The organism is Enterobacter sp. 237C8, from assembly GCF_034106865.1.
Lineage (GTDB): Bacteria > Pseudomonadota > Gammaproteobacteria > Enterobacterales > Enterobacteriaceae > Enterobacter > Enterobacter asburiae_B.
In genome coordinates this window covers 157,590-178,939 of sequence record NZ_JAWNDF010000005.1, presented here as the reverse complement: position 1 = coordinate 178,939, position 21,350 = coordinate 157,590, and the positions used below count along the sequence as shown (strand labels likewise).

Annotated in this window: 20 protein-coding genes and 5 tRNA genes; 6 read left to right on the top strand and 19 right to left on the bottom strand. The window is 57.2% G+C overall.

Features of this window, described 5'->3' with window-relative positions; translation table 11 throughout:
- The first annotated feature begins 100 nt into the window (after positions 1-100).
- The 3 genes from emrA to leuA all read left to right on the top strand — a co-directional run bounded on the left by emrA (position 101) and on the right by leuA (position 4,675).
- A complete protein-coding gene (emrA, locus tag USF70_RS15915; RefSeq protein WP_023308934.1) occupies positions 101-1,273 on the top strand; it encodes a multidrug efflux MFS transporter periplasmic adaptor subunit EmrA in 1,173 nt (390 codons plus the stop codon).
- Between the two features lie 16 nt (positions 1,274-1,289).
- A complete protein-coding gene (emrB, locus tag USF70_RS15910; RefSeq protein WP_032660391.1) occupies positions 1,290-2,837 on the top strand; it encodes a multidrug efflux MFS transporter permease subunit EmrB in 1,548 nt (515 codons plus the stop codon).
- A 182-nt stretch (positions 2,838-3,019) separates the two neighbouring features.
- Positions 3,020-4,675 carry a 2-isopropylmalate synthase gene (gene leuA / locus USF70_RS15905; RefSeq protein ID WP_320735788.1) on the top strand — a complete coding sequence of 552 codons (1,656 nt, stop codon included), beginning with the start codon at positions 3,020-3,022 and terminating at the stop codon, positions 4,673-4,675.
- On the opposite strand, the gene USF70_RS15900 is transcribed toward leuA, so the two are convergent.
- The 19 genes from USF70_RS15900 to mltB all read right to left on the bottom strand — a co-directional run bounded on the left by USF70_RS15900 (position 4,662) and on the right by mltB (position 19,199).
- Entirely contained in the window at positions 4,662-5,426 is a 765-nt protein-coding gene (locus tag USF70_RS15900) for a helix-turn-helix transcriptional regulator (protein ID WP_320735787.1), read from the bottom strand. The two genes, leuA and USF70_RS15900, sit on opposite strands and share 14 nt — an antisense overlap.
- Before the next feature lie 54 nt (positions 5,427-5,480).
- A complete protein-coding gene (gene luxS / locus USF70_RS15895) occupies positions 5,481-5,996 on the bottom strand; it encodes an S-ribosylhomocysteine lyase (protein ID WP_014884972.1) in 516 nt (171 codons plus the stop codon).
- 153 nt (positions 5,997-6,149) lie between these two features.
- Positions 6,150-7,694 (bottom strand): glutamate--cysteine ligase, encoded by a 1,545-nt coding sequence (gshA, locus tag USF70_RS15890; RefSeq protein ID WP_058841097.1) that lies wholly within the window; start codon positions 7,692-7,694, stop codon positions 6,150-6,152.
- 83 nt (positions 7,695-7,777) lie between these two features.
- Entirely contained in the window at positions 7,778-8,206 is a 429-nt protein-coding gene (locus tag USF70_RS15885) for a YqaA family protein (protein WP_008499541.1), read from the bottom strand.
- Positions 8,203-8,769 (bottom strand): fructose-1-phosphate/6-phosphogluconate phosphatase, encoded by a 567-nt coding sequence (gene yqaB / locus USF70_RS15880; protein ID WP_032648006.1) that lies wholly within the window; start codon positions 8,767-8,769, stop codon positions 8,203-8,205. The genes USF70_RS15885 and yqaB overlap by 4 nt, the downstream gene beginning before the upstream one ends.
- 125 nt (positions 8,770-8,894) lie before the next feature.
- Positions 8,895-8,971 (bottom strand) — tRNA-Arg (locus USF70_RS15875).
- Between the two features lie 161 nt (positions 8,972-9,132).
- Positions 9,133-9,209, bottom strand: a tRNA-Arg gene (locus tag USF70_RS15870).
- Between the two features lie 29 nt (positions 9,210-9,238).
- Positions 9,239-9,315, bottom strand: a tRNA-Arg gene (locus USF70_RS15865).
- Between the two features lie 64 nt (positions 9,316-9,379).
- Positions 9,380-9,456, bottom strand: a tRNA-Arg gene (locus USF70_RS15860).
- A 4-nt stretch (positions 9,457-9,460) separates the two neighbouring features.
- Positions 9,461-9,553: transfer RNA gene (locus tag USF70_RS15855), tRNA-Ser, on the bottom strand.
- 342 nt (positions 9,554-9,895) lie between these two features.
- Positions 9,896-10,081, bottom strand: a complete 186-nt coding sequence (csrA, locus tag USF70_RS15850) for a carbon storage regulator CsrA (protein ID WP_000906486.1) — start codon at positions 10,079-10,081, stop codon at positions 9,896-9,898.
- Between the two features lie 241 nt (positions 10,082-10,322).
- Positions 10,323-12,950, bottom strand: a complete 2,628-nt coding sequence (alaS, locus tag USF70_RS15845) for an alanine--tRNA ligase (RefSeq protein WP_045888112.1) — start codon at positions 12,948-12,950, stop codon at positions 10,323-10,325.
- 131 nt (positions 12,951-13,081) lie between these two features.
- Positions 13,082-13,582 (bottom strand): recombination regulator RecX, encoded by a 501-nt coding sequence (gene recX, locus USF70_RS15840; protein WP_033146366.1) that lies wholly within the window; start codon positions 13,580-13,582, stop codon positions 13,082-13,084.
- A gap of 68 nt (positions 13,583-13,650) precedes the next feature.
- Positions 13,651-14,709: a recombinase RecA gene (gene recA, locus USF70_RS15835; RefSeq protein ID WP_023308943.1), complete on the bottom strand. Its 1,059-nt coding sequence runs from the start codon at positions 14,707-14,709 to the stop codon at positions 13,651-13,653.
- An 89-nt stretch (positions 14,710-14,798) separates the two neighbouring features.
- Positions 14,799-15,296, bottom strand: coding sequence for a nicotinamide-nucleotide amidase (pncC, locus tag USF70_RS15830; protein ID WP_023308944.1), 498 nt, complete (start codon positions 15,294-15,296; stop codon positions 14,799-14,801).
- 129 nt (positions 15,297-15,425) lie between these two features.
- Positions 15,426-16,304, bottom strand: coding sequence for a metal ABC transporter substrate-binding protein (locus tag USF70_RS15825; RefSeq protein ID WP_033146367.1), 879 nt, complete (start codon positions 16,302-16,304; stop codon positions 15,426-15,428).
- A gap of 14 nt (positions 16,305-16,318) precedes the next feature.
- Entirely contained in the window at positions 16,319-17,179 is an 861-nt protein-coding gene (locus USF70_RS15820) for a metal ABC transporter permease (RefSeq protein ID WP_320735786.1), read from the bottom strand.
- Positions 17,176-17,829, bottom strand: a complete 654-nt coding sequence (locus USF70_RS15815) for a metal ABC transporter ATP-binding protein (protein WP_087823292.1) — start codon at positions 17,827-17,829, stop codon at positions 17,176-17,178. The genes USF70_RS15820 and USF70_RS15815 overlap by 4 nt, the downstream gene beginning before the upstream one ends.
- Positions 17,830-18,098: 269 nt before the next feature.
- Positions 18,099-19,199, bottom strand: a complete 1,101-nt coding sequence (gene mltB, locus USF70_RS15810; protein ID WP_221703041.1) for a lytic murein transglycosylase B — start codon at positions 19,197-19,199, stop codon at positions 18,099-18,101.
- 252 nt (positions 19,200-19,451) lie between these two features.
- On the opposite strand from mltB, the gene srlA reads away from it, so the two are divergent.
- From srlA to srlB, 3 genes are read left to right on the top strand one after another with little or no spacing between them, the layout of a single operon-like run.
- Entirely contained in the window at positions 19,452-20,015 is a 564-nt protein-coding gene (gene srlA, locus USF70_RS15805; protein ID WP_023333189.1) for a PTS glucitol/sorbitol transporter subunit IIC, read from the top strand.
- Positions 20,012-20,971: a PTS glucitol/sorbitol transporter subunit IIB gene (locus tag USF70_RS15800; protein WP_023308950.1), complete on the top strand. Its 960-nt coding sequence runs from the start codon at positions 20,012-20,014 to the stop codon at positions 20,969-20,971. Before srlA ends, USF70_RS15800 begins: the two co-directional genes overlap by 4 nt.
- Positions 20,972-20,983: 12 nt before the next feature.
- Entirely contained in the window at positions 20,984-21,346 is a 363-nt protein-coding gene (gene srlB / locus USF70_RS15795; RefSeq protein ID WP_023308951.1) for a PTS glucitol/sorbitol transporter subunit IIA, read from the top strand.
- The last annotated feature ends 4 nt before the right edge of the window (positions 21,347-21,350 follow it).

Genomic DNA, 21,350 nt, shown 5'->3' with positions numbered 1-21,350 from the left:
TTCATAAGAAAACCGACAGGCCAGCACGTCACAGTGCTGGCCTTTCTGACAACAGGTCGGCTCAGCCGATGTGAAAATAAGAAGATCGTGGAGAACAACAATGAGCGCAAATGCGGAGAGCACTACCCCGCAGCAACCGGCCAACAAGAAAGGCAAACGTAAGAGCGCCCTTCTTCTGTTGACCTTGCTCTTTATCATTATTGCCGTGGCATATGGGATCTATTGGTTTTTAGTACTGCGTCATGCAGAAGAGACTGACGACGCGTACGTGGCAGGGAACCAGGTACAAATTATGGCGCAGGTGTCGGGCAGCGTGACGAAAGTCTGGGCTGACAATACCGACTTTGTGCAAAAAGGCGATGTGTTGGTGACCCTCGATCCAACCGACGCCCAGCAGGCGTTTGAAAAAGCACAGACCGCGCTGGCCTCCAGCGTCCGTCAGACCCGCCAGCTGATGATCAACAGCAAACAGCTGCAGGCCAACATCGACGTGCAGAAAACGGCGCTGGCGCAGGCGCAGAGCGACCTGAACCGCCGCGTACCGCTCGGCACCGCCAACCTGATTGGCCGTGAAGAGTTGCAGCACGCCCGCGATGCCGTTGCCAGCGCTCAGGCACAGCTGGATGTGGCGATTCAACAGTACAACGCCAACCAGGCGATGGTGCTGGGCACCAGTCTGGAAAACCAGCCTGCCGTACAGCAGGCGGCGACCGAAGTGCGCAACGCGTGGCTTGCCCTGCAGCGTACCAAAATCGTCAGCCCGATGACCGGCTATGTCTCCCGTCGTTCCGTCCAGCCAGGGGCGCAGATTAGCCCAACCACGCCGCTGATGGCGGTCGTGCCGGCAGACAATCTGTGGGTAGACGCCAACTTTAAAGAGACGCAGCTTGCCCATATGCGTATCGGCCAGAGCGCGACGGTTGTCAGCGACATCTACGGCGATGACGTGAAGTACACCGGTAAAGTGGTTGGTCTGGACATGGGGACCGGCAGCGCCTTCTCCCTGCTGCCTGCGCAAAACGCCACCGGTAACTGGATCAAAGTGGTTCAGCGTCTGCCCGTGCGTATTGAGCTGGATGCCAAACAGCTGGCGGATCACCCGCTGCGTATCGGCCTCTCTACGCTGGTAACGGTCGACACCGCCAACCGCGACGGTCAGATCCTGGCAAGCCAGGTGCGCAGCAGCCCGGCTTATGAAAGTAACGCCCGTGAAATTAGCCTCGATCCGGTCAACAAACTGATCGATGACATCGTGAAGGCAAACGCCGGTTAATCCGAAGGTGAGCGTTATGCAACAGCAAAAGCCGCAAAAACCGCTGGAAGGCGCGCAGCTGGTCATTATGACCATCGCGCTGTCGCTGGCGACATTCATGCAGGTGCTGGACTCCACCATCGCAAACGTGGCGATCCCGACCATCGCCGGTAACCTTGGCTCGTCGCTGAGCCAGGGGACCTGGGTCATTACCTCGTTTGGGGTGGCAAACGCCATCTCCATTCCGATTACCGGCTGGCTGGCAAAGCGCGTCGGTGAAGTGAAGCTGTTCCTCTGGTCAACGGTATTGTTCGTTCTTGCCTCCTGGGCGTGCGGCATGTCCAGCAGCCTGACGATGCTGATTTTCTTCCGCGTCATTCAGGGGATTGTCGCCGGGCCGCTGATCCCGCTGTCGCAGAGCTTACTGCTGAACAACTACCCGCCAGCCAAACGCTCGATTGCGCTGGCGCTGTGGTCGATGACCGTGATTGTCGCGCCGATTTGCGGGCCTATCTTAGGCGGCTATATCAGCGACAACTATCACTGGGGCTGGATCTTCTTCATCAACGTACCGATTGGCGCCCTCGTGGTAATGCTGACGCTCCAGTCGCTGCGCGGCAGAGAAACCCGGACGGAACAGCGGCGTATCGACGCCATTGGTCTGGCACTGCTGGTTGTCGGCATCGGTAGCCTGCAGGTCATGCTCGACCAGGGCAAAGAGCTGGACTGGTTCAACTCCCGGGAGATCATCATCCTGACGATTGTCGCGGTGGTGTCGCTGAGCTTCCTGATTGTCTGGGAGCTGACGGACGATAACCCGATAGTCGACCTGTCGCTGTTTAAGTCGCGAAACTTCACCATAGGCTGTCTGTGTATCAGCCTCGCCTACATGCTCTACTTCGGCGCGATTGTACTGCTGCCGCAGCTGTTGCAGGAGGTATACGGCTACACCGCAACCTGGGCAGGTTTAGCCTCGGCGCCGGTTGGATTGATTCCGGTTCTGCTGTCGCCGATTATTGGCCGCTTCGCCCACAAGCTCGACATGCGCCGGCTGGTGACGTTCAGCTTTATCATGTACGCCGTGTGCTTCTACTGGCGCGCGTATACGTTCGAACCGGGAATGGACTTTGGCGCGTCCGCGTGGCCGCAGTTTATTCAGGGCTTTGCCGTGGCGTGCTTCTTTATGCCACTGACCACCATCACGCTTTCCGGTTTACCGCCTGAGCGCATGGCGGCCGCATCGAGCCTGTCGAACTTTACGCGAACGCTGGCGGGCTCGATAGGTACGTCGATCACCACCACCCTGTGGACGAACCGTGAATCGATGCACCATGCCCAGCTGACCGAAGCGGTGAACCCGTTCAACCCGAACTCTCAGCAGATGTACAACCAGCTGCAGGGAATGGGTATGACGGAGCAGCAGGCGTCCGGCTGGATTGCCCAGCAGATCACCAACCAGGGGCTGATTATCTCGGCCAACGAGATTTTCTGGATATCGGCGGGGATCTTTATCGTCCTGCTGGGGCTGGTATGGTTTGCTAAACCACCGTTTGGCGCCGGTAGCGGCGGCGGTGGCGCGCACTAGTCCTGTGACAGTTGCCCGGTGGCGCTTCGCTTACCGGGCCTACGAACGTAGGCCGGATAAGGCGTAGCCGCCATCCGGCAAAAAACCGCACCGTGTCCAGAACGCGACAGCGATTGACAGTTTCGATAAAGCAGCGCTCCTGAAATCAATTCACGATAGTGAAAAGACAACAGGAGCGCATCATGCTGAACACACCCGCCGACAAGTACCAACCCTATCCAACCCTTTTTCTGCCCGACCGCCGCTGGTCGGAGCAACGCATTACCCGCGCGCCGCGTTGGCTCTCCACCGACCTGCGCGACGGCAACCAGGCCCTTGCCGAGCCGATGGACAGCACCCGCAAGCTGCAGTTCTGGGACCTGCTGCTGGGCTGCGGATTCAAAGAAATTGAGGTGGCTTTCCCATCCGCCTCGCAGACCGACTTCAACTTCGTTCGCCAGCTGATTGAAGAGAACCGCATCCCGGATGACGTCACGATTCAGGTATTAACCCAGGCGCGGGAAGATCTCATCCATCGCACTTTCGAATCCCTGCGCGGTGCGAAACAGGCCACCGTCCATCTGTATAACGCCACCGCCCCGCTGTTCCGCCGCCTGGTGTTCGGCATGGAAAAAGCGCAAATCGTTGAGCTGGCGACGCGATCCACGCGGCTAATTCGTCAGCTGTGTGAAGAGAACCCGGACACCCGCTGGCAGTATGAGTATTCCCCGGAGACCTTCTGCTTTACCGAACCGGAGTTTGCGCTGGAGATTTGTGAAGCCGTGGCGGAGATCTGGCAGCCGTGCGACGAACGGCCCATGGTGATCAACTTACCGGCCACCGTCGAAGTGAGCACGCCGAACGTCTATGCCGACCAGATCGAGTATTTCTGTCGCCACTTCAGCCGCCGCCGGGATGTCTGCATCAGCGTACATCCGCATAACGACCGCGGTACCGGCGTCGCCAGCGCCGAGCTGGCCGTGATGGCGGGGGCAGACCGCGTGGAGGGCTGTCTGTTTGGTAACGGGGAACGCACGGGCAACGTCTGCCTGGTGACGCTGGCGATGAACCTCTACAGCCAGGGCGTCAGCCCGAATCTCGACTTTAGCGATATGAACCGGGTCGTGGAAGTGGTGGAAGCCTGCAACCAGCTGCCGGTGCATCCGCGCCACCCGTGGGCAGGCCGGCTGGCCTATACCGCCTTCTCCGGCTCGCACCAGGATGCGATCAAAAAAGGCTTTGATGCCCGCAGGCCTGGCGATCGCTGGGAGATGCCGTATCTGCCCGTCGATCCGCAGGATATCGGCTGCACCTACGAAGCGGTGATCCGCGTCAACAGCCAGTCAGGGAAAAGCGGCAGCGCGTGGCTCATCGAACAGAATCATGGTCTGAAATTACCTCGCGCCCTGCAGCAGGATTTCAGCCAGCACGTGCAGCAGGAAACCGATCGCCACGGAAAAGAGATGACGCAGAATGCGCTGTGGCAGCTGTTCCGCACCCGCTACGGGCTGGTAGCCACGCCGCAGTTTGCGCTGCAATCCTACCGCAGCGACAGCCAGCAGGACGGCCAGCTGCGTTTGACGGCAAGCATCGCTACGCAGGGGGGAACGCGTCAGCTGGAAGGTCAGGGTAACGGTCTGCTCTCCGCCGCCGCTCAAGGCTTAAGCCGCTGGATCAGCGCCCCGTTCGTGATTAAGGATTATCACGAGCATACGTTAGGCGAACGCAGCGACAGCCGCTCGGTGGCCTACATCCGCTGCCTGTTCCAGGACGGGAGCAGCCGCTGGGGCGTGGGCATCGACAGCGACGTGGCGCGCGCGTCGCTTCAGGCGCTTTTAAACGCCGTCAGTCGTTCTTAAAGTAATCGCTGGGAGAGATGCCCATAACCCGGCGAAACATCGCCGTAAAGGCGCTGTGGCTGCCGTAACCCAGATCCAGCGCCACGCGTAGTACCGGCTGGCCCTGCGCCAGCCGCACTAAGGCTTCCAGCAGGCGCGCCCTTCTCAACCACTCGCCGTAGCTTAATCCCGTCTGCTGCTGAAAATGGCGGTTCAGGGTGCGTTCGCTCACGTTCATCATGCTCGCGGCCTGCGCGCTGCTCCAGCTCTCCCCCGCGTTTTGCCGGATTTGCAGACACAGGTGACGTAACGCCTCGCTTTCCGGCTCCGGCAGATGAAACGGCAGCACAGGCATAGTGCGGATTTCATCAAGAATGAGTTCATAGACGCGTTCATCCCGGCTGCCGGGCGAGTACGATTCAGGTAAAGCAAGAGAGACGAGGATCAGCTCGCGCAACAGCGGCGCGATCTGCACGATCTGACAGGTGGCCGGGAGATCGGCCCGCGCCAGCGGATCGATAAACAGCGTTCGCGCCGCCACGTTGCCGGTGATGCGAAGCGAGTGGCGGGTCCCCGCCGGTAGCCAGACGCCGCGACCGGGAGGAACAACCCAACAGCCCGATTCCGTATCGACCCGAACCACGCCGCTCAGGGTGTGCAACAGCTGCGCGCAGTCGTGTTCATGCCACGGCTCGCTGTCACCATGAACGTAATCATGGGCAAACGGAACGAGGGGACGATGGGTAAAGGAGAACGTTGAGGTTGTGGTCATGGGGTTAAACCACCCTCACCCTACCCTCTCCCGGAGGGAGAGGGGAAAGGTGCACTAGATGTGCAGTTCCTGCAGTTTTTCTTTTGGCAGGGCCAGCTCTTCGTTGCTGTTCACGCGAACATCACGCTCGATGATGTGGCGCGCGATGTCCTGCGCTTCTTCCAGAGAGTGCATCTGGTAAGTACCGCACTGGTAAACGTTCAGCTCAGGGATCTGGTTCTGCTCTTTCACCTTCAGCACGTCTTCCATCGCCGCTTTCCACGCATCAGCGACGCGTTTCTCTTCTGGCTGGCCAATCAGGCTCATGTAGAAACCGGTACGGCAGCCCATCGGAGAGATGTCGATGATCTCAACGCCGTTGCCGTTCAGATGGTCACGCATGAAACCGGCGAACAGGTGTTCCAGGGTATGAATGCCTTTCTCTGGCATCACTTCTTTATTTGGCACGCAGAAACGCAGATCGAAGACGGTGATCGTGTCGCCGTGCGGGGTGTGCATGGTCTTCGCCACGCGTACTGCAGGTGCTTCCATACGGGTATGGTCGACAGTAAAGCTATCTAATAACGGCATACGTCACCTCCGACAGTGATTTTTTTTAAAATAAACTGAACTCTTCTACAGAATGCACGTCTGACTATATGAAAGACGCGCATTTGTTATCATCATCCCTGAATTCAGAGATGTATATTTTGGCCACAGCGATGTGGCCTTTTTCTTTTCTGCTTAAGCCTGCTTCGCCAGAAACGCCTCAAACGACTCGGTATCCGCCGCTTCAACCTCTTTCTGACGCACCACGGACGCATCGCGTTCCGCGACAAAATCCGCTTCGCTCAGCACTTCTAACGGCTCCTGCATCAGCATCTCGCGGTACTCCGCTGAGAGTGAACGCCCGGTGCCGCCAATGCCCTGATCGATCATAGAACGCAGAATACGCGCTGAGAACGTCAGTTCCGGATTATCAAAACATTCCATCAGCTGGTCGCAGATCTGTTGATACGCGTCGCCGCCGTCGATGCTGTCCATTGTGCGGGCAACACGCTTCAGGTCGCGGAACAGATCTTTGCCGACTTTGGTCAGCGGGAACTGTGCCGTTTCGCAGCCGATACCCAGCGTCAGGCCCGGCTTACGCCCTTCCAGAATCACGCGATTCCAGTTTGTACGGGTGCAGAGCAGTTCGTCTGAACTCATTTCCGGCGCATCCGCCAGCACGCACCAGACCATAAACAGATCCAGGAAGCGAATCTGCTGCTCATCAACGCCAATCGGTGAGAACGGGTTGATATCCAGCGAACGCACTTCAATGTATTCGATCCCGCCGCGCTGCAGCGCATCCGACGGGGTTTCACCGCTGCGCGTTACGCGCTTAGGACGAATAGGCGCATACAGCTCGTTTTCAATCTGCAGCACATTGCTGTTGATTTGCAGGCGCTTGCCGTCTTTTTCGAGGCCGATTTTCTCGTACTCTTCCGACGGGGTTTTGATCGCCCGCTTCAATCCTGCCACATATTCGTGCAATTCGTTAAACGTAATACCGAGATTGCTTTGCGATTTATTGGTATAACCGAGATCGCTCAGGCGCAGAGAGGTGGCATACGGGAGATAGTACATTCCGCACTCGGTCTTCTCGAACGGCAGCGTGGTCGGTTTCCCCTGCAGGAACGAAGAACAGATCGCCGGGGAGGCACCAAACAGATACGGGATCACCCAGCCGAAACGGTAATAGTTGCGGATCAGGCGGAAGTAGCCTTCAGAGATCGCGTCTTTATCCGTTTCACCGCATTTCGCCTGCCAGAACGCCATTGGCAGCGAGAAGTTGTAATGCACGCCCGAGATCGTCTGCATCAACGCGCCGTACCGGTTTTTCAGCCCTTCGCGATAGAGCGTTTTCAGCCGGCCGATATTTGACGTGCCGTACTGCGCCAGCTCAATCTCCTGGCCCTGCTCGATATAGCACGGCATGCTGAGGGGCCACATACGTTCGTCGCCCATGTTGCGCGCGGTGTAGCGATGGATATCGCGCATGATCGTCAGCATATGATCAATATCACCCTCTACTGGCGTGATGAACTCCAGCAGTGCCTCAGCGAAATCGGTTGTGATCCATTTATGTGTCAGCGCCGAGCCTAACGCCTTCGGGTGACCCGTCGTCGCTAAGCTACCGTCCGCGTTAACGCGCAGCGTTTCACGCTCAAGACCACGCTGAATACCCTTCAATGCCTGAGGGTGGTTTTCCAGCCAGGCCAGCGCCTGAGATACGTCCGGGATCAAATTGACCTCCCGCCTGTCAAAGTAATGTTACTCAGCATAATTGTAATGGTTGACGATTGAAGGTCGCGTATTCATTCCACCAATTAGTGCCACCACGTCATACCCTGTAGTGTTGCCCACGCCACGAGAACATAGCGCAACGCCTTGCCAAGGCACAAAAAAAAGAGCACCGGTCCCCAGGAGATGCGCATCCATCCCGCCAGCAGACACAGTAAATCGCCTATTACAGGCATCCAGCTTAATAACAGCGTGGCAGCGCCATAGCGTTTTAGCCAGCCGACTGCCTTTTCCTGCCAGCGCGATTTTTCGCGCAGCGGAAAGAAACGCCCAAGAATAACGTTAGTCAGCCCTCCAAGGCTATTACCCATTGTTGCTATTAATACAAGCAGCCAGGGCTGACTCACGCCGGACAACAGCATCGCCACCAGCACCACTTCCGAATTTCCCGGTAACAGCGTGGCGCTTAAAAAACTGCTGGCGAATAATGAGGCAAGTGACAGCGCGTCACTCACAGTAAGCGCACATCCACCGCATCCATTCCGGCATCACGCGCGGCCTGAATGCCGAAATCGGCGTCTTCAAACACGACACATTTTGCCGCCGGGACGCCCATTAATTCTGCGCAAAGCAGGAAGGTGTCCGGTGCGGGCTTGTGATGTTTAACATGATCGGCGGCGACCACGGCAGAAAAATAGTGGCGCAGGCCAAGATGGTTGAGCAAAGCTTCTGCAATCGCGCTTTCGCTCCCGGTTCCTACAGACATCGGGCGGCGCCCGTGCCACTCTTTTACCACATCAATCAGCGGCAGAGGGCGTACGGTATCTAAAAGCATGGCTTTTACCGCATCGGTTTTTTCGCGCGCGAGCAGGTGCGGGTCGAGATCGGCCTGATTCAGTTCAATCACGGCCTGCGCAATACGCCAGGTGGGAGATCCGTTGAGGGCAATCATCGCCTGAAGATCGAAACGCATGCCGTAGCGGCCCAGGACGTCAGTCCAGGCTTGACGATGCGTGGGTTCGGTATCCAGGAGAGTGCCGTCCATATCGAAGATCAAACCGTCATACTGTGCGTACATCGTGCTCTCGCTAAACGATTAACAAAGCATTACTTTATCGTAAATGGTGATTTTTGTCGCTGACTGAGAAGTCATAACTACGAGAGTGATTAAGAAATAAACAGCGAAGGGAATAACAGAAGAGATGGTGCATCCGGGAGGATTCGAACCTCCGACCGCTCGGTTCGTAGCCGAGTACTCTATCCAGCTGAGCTACGGATGCATCAGGGAAATGCTTTTAGAAACAGTAAATGGTGCATCCGGGAGGATTACTCGGCTGCGCCTCGCCCTACGGGCCGTTGCTGAAGCAACGTTATCCTCCCTGGTGCTCGCGATTAACTCGCAGACCTTGAAACAACAGCGTGGCTATTATCTCGGAGAATATGGTGCATCCGGGAGGATTCGAACCTCCGACCGCTCGGTTCGTAGCCGAGTACTCTATCCAGCTGAGCTACGGATGCATCAGGGTACTGCTTTCAGAAATAGTAAATGGTGCATCCGGGAGGATTCGAACCTCCGACCGCTCGGTTCGTAGCCGAGTACTCTATCCAGCTGAGCTACGGATGCATCGGGATTTACTACTGTACTGCTCGATATTCATATCACTTCTAAAGCAATATGAAGTAATAGATGGTGCATCCGGGAGGATTCGAACCTCCGACCGCTCGGTTCGTAGCCGAGTACTCTATCCAGCTGAGCTACGGATGCAAAATGGCGGTGAGGCGGGGATTCGAACCCCGGATGCAGCTTTTGACCGCATACTCCCTTAGCAGGGGAGCGCCTTCAGCCTCTCGGCCACCTCACCACACAACGCCTCTTTCGAGTGCTTCGAGTTACTCGTTAAGAGCTTCTCGTCGCTGCGTGGCGCATATATTACTTTCTGGGACTTATAAGTCAAACAATTTTCCAAAAGCTTTTATCGTTTGCACAAATCACACGCAATTCGCATGTAAAAGCCGCAAAGAGGGTGTTTTATAAGCGGATTTTGCAGGCATCTTCACAGAAAACCTTTGCAGAAATAGCGGCGTAAGGGCGAGTTCAGGGTAACGGAGTGGTTAAAAAGAGAGCGTTTGAAATTAAACGGTAACGTTGAGCAGGAAAAATGACAGGAGGGTTGCGTCTCGCCCGACAGCGAGACGCGACAATATCAGTAACTGGACTGCTGGGATTTTTCAGCCTGGATACGCTGGTAGATCTCTTCACGGTGGACAGATACTTCTTTAGGAGCGTTAACACCAATACGTACCTGGTTACCCTTTACCCCTAAAACTGTCACGGTGACCTCATCCCCAATCATGAGGGTCTCACCAACTCGACGAGTCAGAATCAGCATTCTTTGCTCCTTGAAAGATTAAAAGAGTCGGGTCTCTTGTATCCCGGCATTATCCATCATATAACGCCAAAAAGTAAGCGATGACAAACACGTAAAGTGTAAGCAGTCACGGCATCACATTCTGTTAAACGTAAGTTTAGCCGATATACACAAACTCAACCTGACTTTATCGTTATCGATAGCACAGTGAACAAGACGCCATAACGTTACCGCTATGGCGTCTGCTTGTGCTTTGTAGTTATTACAGTTTCGCGCTTACCCAGCTTTCAACGCTGGCCAAAGCTTGCGGAAGTGCCGCTGCATCCGTACCACCGGCTTGCGCCATGTCCGGACGACCGCCACCCTTGCCGCCCACCTGCTGAGCAACCATACCAATCAGTTCCCCTGCTTTAACGCGGTCGGTCACATCCTTAGAGACGCCCGCAATCAGAGAAACCTTACCTTCTGCCACTGTCGCCAGCACGATAACGGTAGAACCAAGCTGATTCTTGAGATCGTCGACCATAGTACGCAGCATCTTAGGCTCAACGCCCGCCAGATCGCTGACCAGCAGTTTGACGCCCTTAATGTCTACAGCCTTGCTGGAGAGGTTTGCACTCTCCTGCGCCGCAGCCTGCTCTTTCAGCTGCTGCAGCTCTTTTTCCAGCTGACGCGTGCGATCCAGCGCAACGCGCACTTTCTCGCCCAGGTTCTGGCTATCGCCTTTCAGCAGCTGCGCGATGTCGTGCAGCTGATCGCTCTGCGCATGCAGGCTGGCGATTGCGCCTTCACCGGTCACCGCTTCAATACGACGCACGCCTGCCGCCGTACCGGATTCGGAAACAATGCGGAACAGGCCGATGTCACCGGTGCGCGATGCGTGCGTACCGCCGCACAGCTCGGTAGAAAAGTCGCCCATGCTCAGCACGCGAACGCGATCGTCATATTTCTCGCCAAACAGCGCCATCGCACCTTTTTTCTTCGCGTCCTCGAGCTCCATGATGTGGGTCTCGATTGGCAGGTTACGACGGATCTGCGCGTTCACCAGATCTTCCACCGCGCGGATTTCAGACGGTTTCATCGCTTCAAAGTGCGAGAAGTCGAAACGCAGCACTTTGTCGTTAACCAGAGAACCTTTCTGTGCAACGTGGGTACCGAGTACGTCGCGCAGGGCAGCGTGCATCAGGTGGGTTGCAGAGTGGTTCAGACGAATGCGCGCGCGGCGTGCTTCATCAACGTTAGCCTGTACGCCCTCGCCCACTTTCAGAGAACCGGAAACCAGTTTGCCCTGGTGACCAATCGCCTGACCGTATTTCTGGGTGTCGCTGACGCTAAAGCTAAAGCCGTTGCCTTTCAGTTCGCCCTTATCGCCAACCTGACCGCCGGACTCCGCGTAGAACGGCGTTTTGTCCAGAATGACAACCGCATCCTGGCCCGCGCTGATGCTGTCCACGGCTTTACCGTCAACAAACAGGGCGGTCACTTTGCCGGTCAGTTCCAGCGCGTCATAACCTTTGAATTCCGATGCGCTATCAACGCGGATCATCGCGTTATAGTCTGCGCCAAAACCGCTGGATTCACGCGCACGACGACGCTGCTCTTCCATCGCGGCTTCGAAGCCCGCTTCGTCAACTTTGATGTTGCGCTCGCGGCAAACGTCCGCCGTCAGGTCAACCGGGAAGCCGTAGGTGTCGTACAGGCGGAAAGCGGTTTCGCCATCCAGCGTGTCGCCCTTAAGTTTCGCCAGCTCTTCGTCCAGCAGCGCCAGACCGCGCTCAAGTGTACGCGCAAACTGCTCTTCTTCGGTTTTCAGAACCTGCTCTACCTGCGCCTGCTGGCGTTTCAGCTCATCACCGGCAGCACCCATCACGCCAATCAGTGGCCCAACGAGTTTATAGAAGAAGGTGTCCTTCGCGCCCAGCATGTTGCCGTGACGGATGGCACGACGAATGATACGACGCAGCACGTAGCCACGGTTTTCATTCGACGGGATTACGCCGTCGGCAATCAGGAACGCACAGGAACGAATGTGGTCCGCGATAACGCGCAGCGATTTGTTGTTCAGATCGGTCGCGCCGGTAACGTTCGCAACGGCTTTGATCAGGGTGCTGAACAGATCAATTTCGTAGTTGGAGTTAACGTGCTGCAGAACCGCTGCAATACGCTCCAGGCCCATACCGGTATCGACGGAAGGCTTCGGCAGCGGCTCCATCGTACCGTCGGCCTGACGGTTGAACTGCATGAACACGATGTTCCAGATCTCAATGTAGCGATCGCCGTCTTCTTCCGGGCTGCCCGGAGGCCCACCCCAGATGTGGTCGCCGTGATCGTAGAAGATCTCGGTGCACGGACCGCAAGGGCCGGTATCACCCATCTGCCAGAAGTTGTCAGACGCGTATGGCGCGCCTTTGTTATCACCGATGCGAATGATACGCTCGCGCGGGATCCCGACTTCTTTTTCCCAGATTTCGTAGGCTTCGTCATCGGTTTCATAGACGGTAACCCACAGACGCTCTTTTGGCAGGTTGAACCAGTTTTCACCGGTCAGCAGTTCCCACGCATATTGAATAGCATCGTGTTTGAAGTAGTCGCCGAAGCTGAAGTTACCCAGCATTTCGAAGAACGTATGGTGACGCGCGGTGTAACCGACGTTTTCCAGGTCGTTGTGTTTACCGCCCGCACGCACGCAACGCTGTGAGGTTGTGGCGCGGGAATAATTACGCTTGTCGAGACCAAGGAACACATCCTTGAACTGGTTCATCCCGGCGTTGGTAAACAGCAGAGTCGGATCGTTGTTCGGTACCAGGGAGCTGCTGGCAACAACCTGGTGTCCCTTACTATGGAAAAAATCGAGAAACGCCTGACGGATCTCAGCGGTGCTCTTGCTCATAATTATCCTGAAATCAAGCTAACGAAATGTCGTAGCCAGCCTGTATCGGTAAACCGTTGGACAGACCAGCTACTGGAAAAAGTGGGAATAAGATAAGTTTTCTTTAGTGGGAAGTAAAATCCCGCATGCGTTCAATCGGCAAAATTACGCCAGATATCCTGAATATCTTCCATCAGAAAGCCGCGGTAGAGCAAAAAGCGCTGGATTTTAACTTTTTCTGAAAACTCACGCGGCAGCGGTTCGCCGTATTTACGAATCGCCTGTTCTCTGGCCAGCTCGCACCAGTCAGTATCGCATTCGCGCATCGCTTTTTCGATGGACTCCCTGGCCACCCCTTTCTGGTTCAGCTCCTGCCGGATGCGCGCGGGCCCATATCCTTTACGGCCGCGGCTGGCGAGAAACCGTGAGGCAAAGCGCTCGTCATCAAGATAACGATGCTCATAGCACCAGGCAATCACGCGGTCATAATCTTCAGCGGTGGCATCAATCTCTTCCGGCCCGTTTTTACTCATCACCGGAGCCGACAGTTTTCGCCGCAGCTCCTGTTCACTGTGGTCACGAACGGCCAGAATGCGCACCGCACGGTCCAGTAAGCGTGCATACGCGGGTCGACGTGTTGTCGGTTCACTCATAAAAAACCTGCTGATTCAGAAATGCAAAAAGGGCCGCATCAGCAGCCCTTCATTTTTAAACGAAAGAATTAAAAGTCTTCGTTAGTTTCTTCAGCATCCGCGGCATCCACCACGAAATCAGGTTTGGAGTCCTGGTTGTTCAGCAGAAGCTCACGCACCTTCTTCTCAATCTCTTTCGCCGCAGCCGGGTTCTCTTTCAGCCAGGAGATCGCGTTCGCTTTACCCTGACCAATCTTGTCACCGTTGTAGCTGTACCATGCGCCCGCTTTTTCAATCAGCTTCTCTTTCACGCCCAGGTCAACCAGTTCGCCGAGGAAGTTGATCCCTTCGCCGTAGAGGATCTGGAACTCAGCCTGTTTGAACGGCGCAGCGATTTTGTTCTTAACAACCTTCACGCGGGTTTCGCTACCGACCACGTTCTCGCCCTCTTTCACCGCGCCGATACGGCGGATATCCAGACGGACAGAGGCGTAGAATTTCAGTGCGTTACCACCGGTAGTGGTTTCCGGGTTACCGAACATCACACCAATTTTCATACGGATCTGGTTGATGAAGATCAGCAGCGTGTTGGACTGCTTCAGGTTACCCGCCAGCTTACGCATCGCCTGGCTCATCATACGTGCCGCGAGGCCCATATGAGAGTCACCGATTTCACCTTCGATTTCGGCTTTTGGCGTCAGTGCGGCTACGGAGTCGACCACGATAACGTCAACGGCACCAGAACGCGCCAGCGCGTCACAAATTTCCAGCGCCTGCTCACCGGTGTCCGGCTGAGAACACAGCAGGTTGTCGATATCCACGCCCAGCTTGCGGGCATAAACAGGGTCCAGCGCGTGCTCGGCATCGATAAACGCACAGGTTTTACCTTCGCGCTGTGCCGCGGCAATCACCTGCAGCGTCAGGGTGGTTTTACCGGAGGACTCTGGCCCGTAGATTTCTACGATACGGCCCATAGGCAGACCGCCAGCGCCCAGCGCGATATCCAGAGAAAGCGAACCGGTGGAGATGGTTTCCACATCCATGGAACGGTCTTCACCCAGGCGCATGATGGAGCCTTTACCGAATTGCTTTTCGATCTGGCCCAGTGCTGCCGCCAACGCTTTCTGTTTGTTTTCGTCGATAGCCATTATTACTCCTGTCATGCCGGGAGAAGCGACTGTGCTTCACCGTGGATTTCTGTTCTGTTGGTGCAATTATACTGTATGGTCATACAGTATCAAGTGTTTTGTAGAAATTGTTGCCAGAGCGTTTTTAACGCATAAACGGTTGCCTGACGACGCACGCTTTCGCGATCGCCGCTGAAGCACTCCCGGCGGGTGATCCCTTCCCCTTTGGACGTGGCGAACCCAAACCAGACGGTGCCGACAGGCTTCACGTCGCTGCCGCCGTCCGGGCCCGCAATGCCGCTAATGGAAATGGCGTAATCTGCCCGCGCCTCTTTGAGCGCGCCAATGGCCATCTCGATCACCACCGGTTCGCTGACCGCGCCATGCTGTTCAAGCGTGGATTCACGCACGCCAATCATCTGAGCTTTAGCTTCGTTACTGTAGGTCACAAAACCGCGTTCAAACCAGGCGGAACTGCCGGCAATATCGGTAATCGCTTTCGCCACCCAGCCGCCGGTGCAGGATTCGGCGGTGGTGATTGTCGCGCCACGCTGCTTCAGCGCAAGGCCAACGATCTCGCTAAGCTGCATCAATTCATGGTCAGTCATTCTCGCTCCAGGCATCAGAAAAACGTGCTGCACAAGATAGCACTTTCTCGTCAGATGTGGGGATGGACTTCAGGTTTTACGAGGGGGCTTCAGAAAAAAGCCGGTACGGACGCACCGGCGGTGGAAAGGTTATTTCATGCTGTCAGCGAGAGTGTTCACATTGTGGCGAAACGCCTTAACGTAGGTGTCTGCCACCCCACCTTTTGCCGACAGCGCTTCGGGGTAAAGCTCACCCCCGGGCTGTGCGCCCGTCGCCGACGCAATCTGTTTCACCAGACGCGGATCGAGCTGATTCTCCATAAACCAGGTTTTCACGCCGTCGGCTTTAATCTGATTGATAATCTCGGCGACCTGCGCCGCGCTGGCTTCGCTCTCAGACGACAGCCCCTGCGGCGCCATAAACGTCACGCCGTAAGCGCGGCTGAAATAGCCGAACGCGTCATGGCTGGTCAGCACTTTACGCTTCGCCGGCGGGATCTGGCTAAAGCGCGTTTTGGCCCAGTTATCCAGTTGCGTCAGCTCCGCGATATACGGCTTACCGGTAGCCTCGAGCGCCGCTTTATCTTGCGGATCGGCTTTCACCAGCCCGTTCAGAATATTTTGCGCATAGAGCGCCCCGTTCGCCGCGCTGTTCCACGCATGGGGATCGGTCACAGTCTTTCCATCTTCCTCAAGCGTGTGGGTTTTCACCCCTGTTGAGGCGACAACCAGTTGCCCTTTGAACCCGGAGGCTTTCACCAGACGATCAAGCCAGCCTTCCAGCCCCAGGCCGTTCACCACCACCACATCAGCCTTGCTCAGGGCCGCGCTGTCTTTCGGCGACGGTTCGAAGGTATGCGGATCGCCGTCCGGCCCGACCAGCGTCGTCACGTTCACATGGTCGCCGCCCACCTCCTGCGTGATATCCCCCAGTATCGAAAAGCTGGTCACCACATTCAGCGTTTTCGCCATCACGCCGTGCGACATCATCCCCAGCGCGAGCGCCACTACAAATCCTGTACGTTTCATCGTTTCCCCTTGCGTTAAAAATACGCCCGCAGGCTGCCAGCGAGCCTGCTTCGCGTACCCAGTAAAATGGAAATAAAGAACAGCGCGCTGGCGGTGAGCACGATGGACGGCCCGGCCGGCAGACTCATCGCCCAGGAGAGGCTCAGCCCCAGCCATGCGCAAAAGATACCGCTGATACCCGCCATCAGGAGTAAGGCAGGTAACGTGCGCACCCAGCAGCGGGCTGCCACGGCCGGAAGCATCATCAGCCCGACGGCCATCAGCGTGCCGAGCACCTGAAAACCGGCCACCAGGTTAAGCACCAGCAGCGCCAGAAACAGTCCGTGCAGCAGGCCAGGCAGCCAGCGGGCGTTCACCTGCAGCCAGGCGGTATCAAACGCTTCTGTCACCAGCCCGCGATAAAACAGCGCCAGCGTGATAAGGGTGAACATGCAGACGCCCGTGACGAACAGCGCGGCGTCGTTGTCCACGGCGAGGATGGAGCCAAACAGCAGATGCAGCAGATCGACATTCGACCCGCGCAGCGACACCAGCGTGACGCCCAGCGCCAGCGAGCCGAGATAAAACCCGGCAAAGCTGGCATCTTCTTTCAGCGGCGTGCGTCGACTGACCAGACCGGCCAGCAGCGCCACGGTAATTCCCGCGATAAAACCGCCAATACTCATCGCCAGCAGCGACATACCGCTGAGCCAATACCCCACGGCGACACCCGGCAAAATGGCGTGAGAAAGGGCGTCGCCCATCAGGCTCATCCGACGCAGCTGAAGAAACACGCCGAGCGCGGTGGTGCTGACCGAGAGCGCCAGGCAAACCACCAGCGCGCGACGCATAAAGCCGTACTCAATAAACGGCTGAAAAAAGAGATGCCAGATCATGCCACCCTCACCCGCTCGGTTTTCCACTGGGGAACGTCAGCATCCAGCCGCAGCGTCTGCGGGAAATGGCGCGACACGCGCTCGCTGTCGTGCAGTACCGCGAGCAGCGTTTGCCCCTGCATATACATCTCCAGCATCAGATCCATCAGCACGCTGCAGGTGGCTTCATCGACCCCGGTAAAGGGTTCATCCAGCATCACCAGCGGCGCCTGCTGCACCAGGACGCGGGCAAACAGCATGCGCTGAAACTGACCGCCGGAGAGTTCATCGATGGTGGATAACGCCATGGACTCAAGCCCGACGCGCTCAAGCGCGCTGGCAATGCGCAGCCGCGTTTCGTGACGAAACCCGGAAAAAAGCGAAATGCCCGGCCAGCAGCCCATGCTTACCACGTCCTGTACGGTCAGCGGAAACTGCGCCTCCAGCGCGTGACGCTGTGCCAGCCAGCCGATTACCGGCGGCTTCCCCTGCCAGCGGAAGCCGCCGCTGACGGGAGGAATAAACCCTGCCAGCGTTTTCAGCAGCGTGGATTTCCCGCAGCCGTTAGCGCCGATAATGGCGGTCATGCTGCCGCGCTCAATCGTGCCCGAGAGGGGCCGCGTAACGGGCTGACGTTCATATCCCGCGACCAGTTCATTCATCACAATCATGGCAATGCCACCGCCCAGCGCACGGCCAGCCCAATAAAGGCAACAAGCACCAGCGCCAGCAAAAGCCGAACCAGAGCAGACAAAGAAAAAAGGGACGTTGACATTTTGACACCGCAATAAATGTTATAACATAACAATAATGAAAGGCGGTGAAGATGTAAATGGCGGGTTTGAAAAGGGAGTGTGCCGAAATGTTTCTGCAGGAAATAGGTGCGCGCGGGTGCCCTCACCCCAGCCCTCTCCCACAGGGAGAGGGGGAATAAGATGACTTACTGACTAAACGGAGACGCCGCCGGCACGCGGGCCTGCGATACCGCCAGCCCCAGCTGCCATACGGCCATCGCATAGTGGGTACTGTGGTTATAGCGGGTGATGGCGTAGAAGTTCGGCATGCCGTACCAGTACTGATAGCCCGTCCCGACATCCAGACGCAACAGACTTACCTGATCGACATTGCCCAACGGCTGAGTCGGTGTTAAGCCCGCCGCCGTCAGCTGCGCAACGCTGTATTTGGTTTTGAAGCCGTTTTCCAGCCCAGGCGCCTGACCGTTCGCCTGCACCGCCACCTGGCCGCCCGGCGTCCAGCCGTGCGCTTTGAAGTAGTTTGCCACGCTGCCGATGGCATCCACCGGATCCCACAGATTGATATGACCATCCCCGTTAAAGTCGACGGCATATTGTTTATAGGAGGACGGCATAAACTGGCCGTAGCCCATCGCGCCGGCAAACGACCCTTTCAGATCGAGCGGATCGTCCTGCTCGCTGCGCGCCATCAGCAGGAAGGTTTCCAGCTCGGAAGAGAAATACTCCGCGCGGCGCGGATAGTTAAAGGAGAGCGTCGCCAGCGCGTCCAGAATGCGGGTTTTACCCATCACGCGGCCCCAGCGGGTTTCCACGCCGATAATCCCGACGATGATTTCCGGCGGTACGCCGTACACCTGCCACGCGCGGTTGAGCGCGTCTTCATACTGATTCCAGAACACCACGCCGTTTTGCACGTTGTCCGGGGTAATAAACTGTTTGCGGTAGCGCAGCCACGCGCCGTTCGGCCCGCTCGGCACCTGGGCCGTCGGCGCCTGCCTGTCCATCAGGCGCAGCACGTAGTCCAGACGCCTGGCCTGAGACAAAATTTCGTGCAGCTGCTGTCTGTCAAAGCCGTGCTTGCTCACCATTTTATCGATGAACTGCTCGGCCGCCGGGTTATTCGCGAAGTCGCCGCCCATCTGCATCATATTGTGCTGCGGCTCCAGCAGGAATCCTCCGGAAGGCGCGCCCGCCGTTTGCTGAACGGCTTCGGTCTTAGGTTTGCTACTACAGGCAGACAGCAGAATAAGCGCAGGCAACAGCGCTGCATAACGACGCTTGAACATGAGACATCCATTTAACGAGTTCGATAAGAACCCAGTATGGTAAAGCATCCGCAACACCTCAAGGAAGCGGTACGCGCCTCCCCCACGCAATTCCGCCCTTTTTTCCACCGAAAATCATTGACCCCATCAATAAACTTTCAAAATAATCCATTTTTCTTTCATTGTGAGATCTAACTAACACTTTAAAACCTTTCAAAGTGATTATTATTAGCCCCGCAACACAAAAACAAAAAAGCCTCACAGGAGAGAAGAATGATAGAAACCATCACCCACGGCGCCGAGTGGTTCATCGGGCTGTTTCAGAAAGGCGGAGAAGTGTTCACCGGCATGGTTACCGGGATCCTGCCCCTGCTGATCAGCCTGCTGGTGATCATGAACGCGCTGATTAACTTTATCGGCCAGCAGCGCATCGAACGCTTCGCCCAGCGCTGTGCCGGGAATCCGCTGTCCCGCTACCTGGTACTGCCGTTCATCGGCACCTTCGTGTTCTGCAACCCGATGACCTTAAGCCTCGGCCGCTTCATGCCGGAAAAGTACAAGCCGAGCTACTACGCCGCCGCCTCCTACAGCTGCCATTCCATGAACGGCCTGTTCCCGCACATTAACCCCGGCGAGCTGTTCGTCTATCTCGGGATCGCCAGCGGTCTCACCACCCTTGGCCTGCCGCTCGGCCCGCTGGCGGTGAGCTACCTGCTGGTTGGCCTGGTCACCAACTTCTTCCGCGGCTGGGTGACCGACCTCACCACCGCCATTTTTGAGAAAAAAATGGGCATCCAGCTTGAACAGAAAGTCCATCTTTCAGGAGCCACAGCATGAACCGGATCCGCATTGAGAAAGGCACGGGCGGCTGGGGCGGCCCGCTGGAGTTCGACGCCACCGAAGGCAAAAAGATCGTCTACATCACCGCAGGCACGCGCCCGGCGATCGTCGACAGGCTGCGCGAGCTGACCGGCTGGGAAGCGGTCGACGGCTTCAAGGAGGGCGAGCCGCCGGAAGCGGAAATCGGCGTGGCGGTGATCGACTGCGGCGGCACGCTGCGCTGCGGTATCTATCCGAAGCGCCGCATTCCGACAGTGAATATTCACTCCACCGGAAAATCCGGCCCGCTGGCGCAGTACATCCTTGAGGACATTTATGTCTCAGGCGTGAAGGAGGACAACATCACTCTGGTGAATGGCACTGCCGCGCCGCAAAAAGCGGCCCCGCGCGAGTACGACACCAGCAAGAAGATCACCGAGCAGAGCGACGGCCTGCTGGCGAAGGTCGGGATGGGTATGGGTTCCGCCGTGGCGGTACTGTTCCAGTCCGGGCGCGACACCATCGACACGGTGCTGAAAACCATCCTGCCGTTTATGGCTTTCGTCTCGGCGCTGATCGGCATCATCATGGCGTCCGGTCTGGGCGACTGGATTGCCCACGGCCTCGCCCCGCTCGCCAGCCACCCGCTCGGGCTGGTGACGCTGGCGCTGATCTGCTCCTTCCCGCTGCTGTCGCCGTTCCTCGGCCCGGGCGCGGTGATTGCCCAGGTCATCGGCGTGCTGATTGGCGTGCAGATTGGTCTGGGGAACATTCCCCCGCACCTCGCCCTGCCCGCCCTGTTCGCCATTAACGCCCAGGCGGCGTGCGATTTCATCCCCGTAGGGCTATCGCTGGCGGAAGCACGCCAGGACACCGTGCGCGTGGGCGTGCCGTCCGTGCTGGTGAGCCGCTTCCTGACGGGCGCGCCGACGGTGCTGATTGCCTGGTTTGTCTCCGGCTTTATTTATCAATAAGAGGTTCCTGCGATGACCGTGATTTACCAGACCACCATTACCCGCATCGGCCAGAGCGCGGCGGATGCGCTGAGTGACCAGATGCTGATCACCTTCCGCGAAGGCGCCCCGGCGGATATCGAAGAGTTTTGCTTTATCCACTGCCACGGCGAGCTGAAGGGCGAGCTGAAGGCCGGGAGCCAGCTGGAGCTGGGCGAGGCGCGCTATGCCGTGACCGCCGTCGGCGACGTGGCCGAGCAAAACCTGCGCGAGCTGGGCCACATCACCCTGCGTTTCGACGGCCAGCCGCAGGCCGAATATCCCGGCACGGTTCACGTGGCGGGCCCGGTTCCGCAGGCTGTCACCCCAGGCTGCACGTTAAAATTTGTTGCGTAATTAA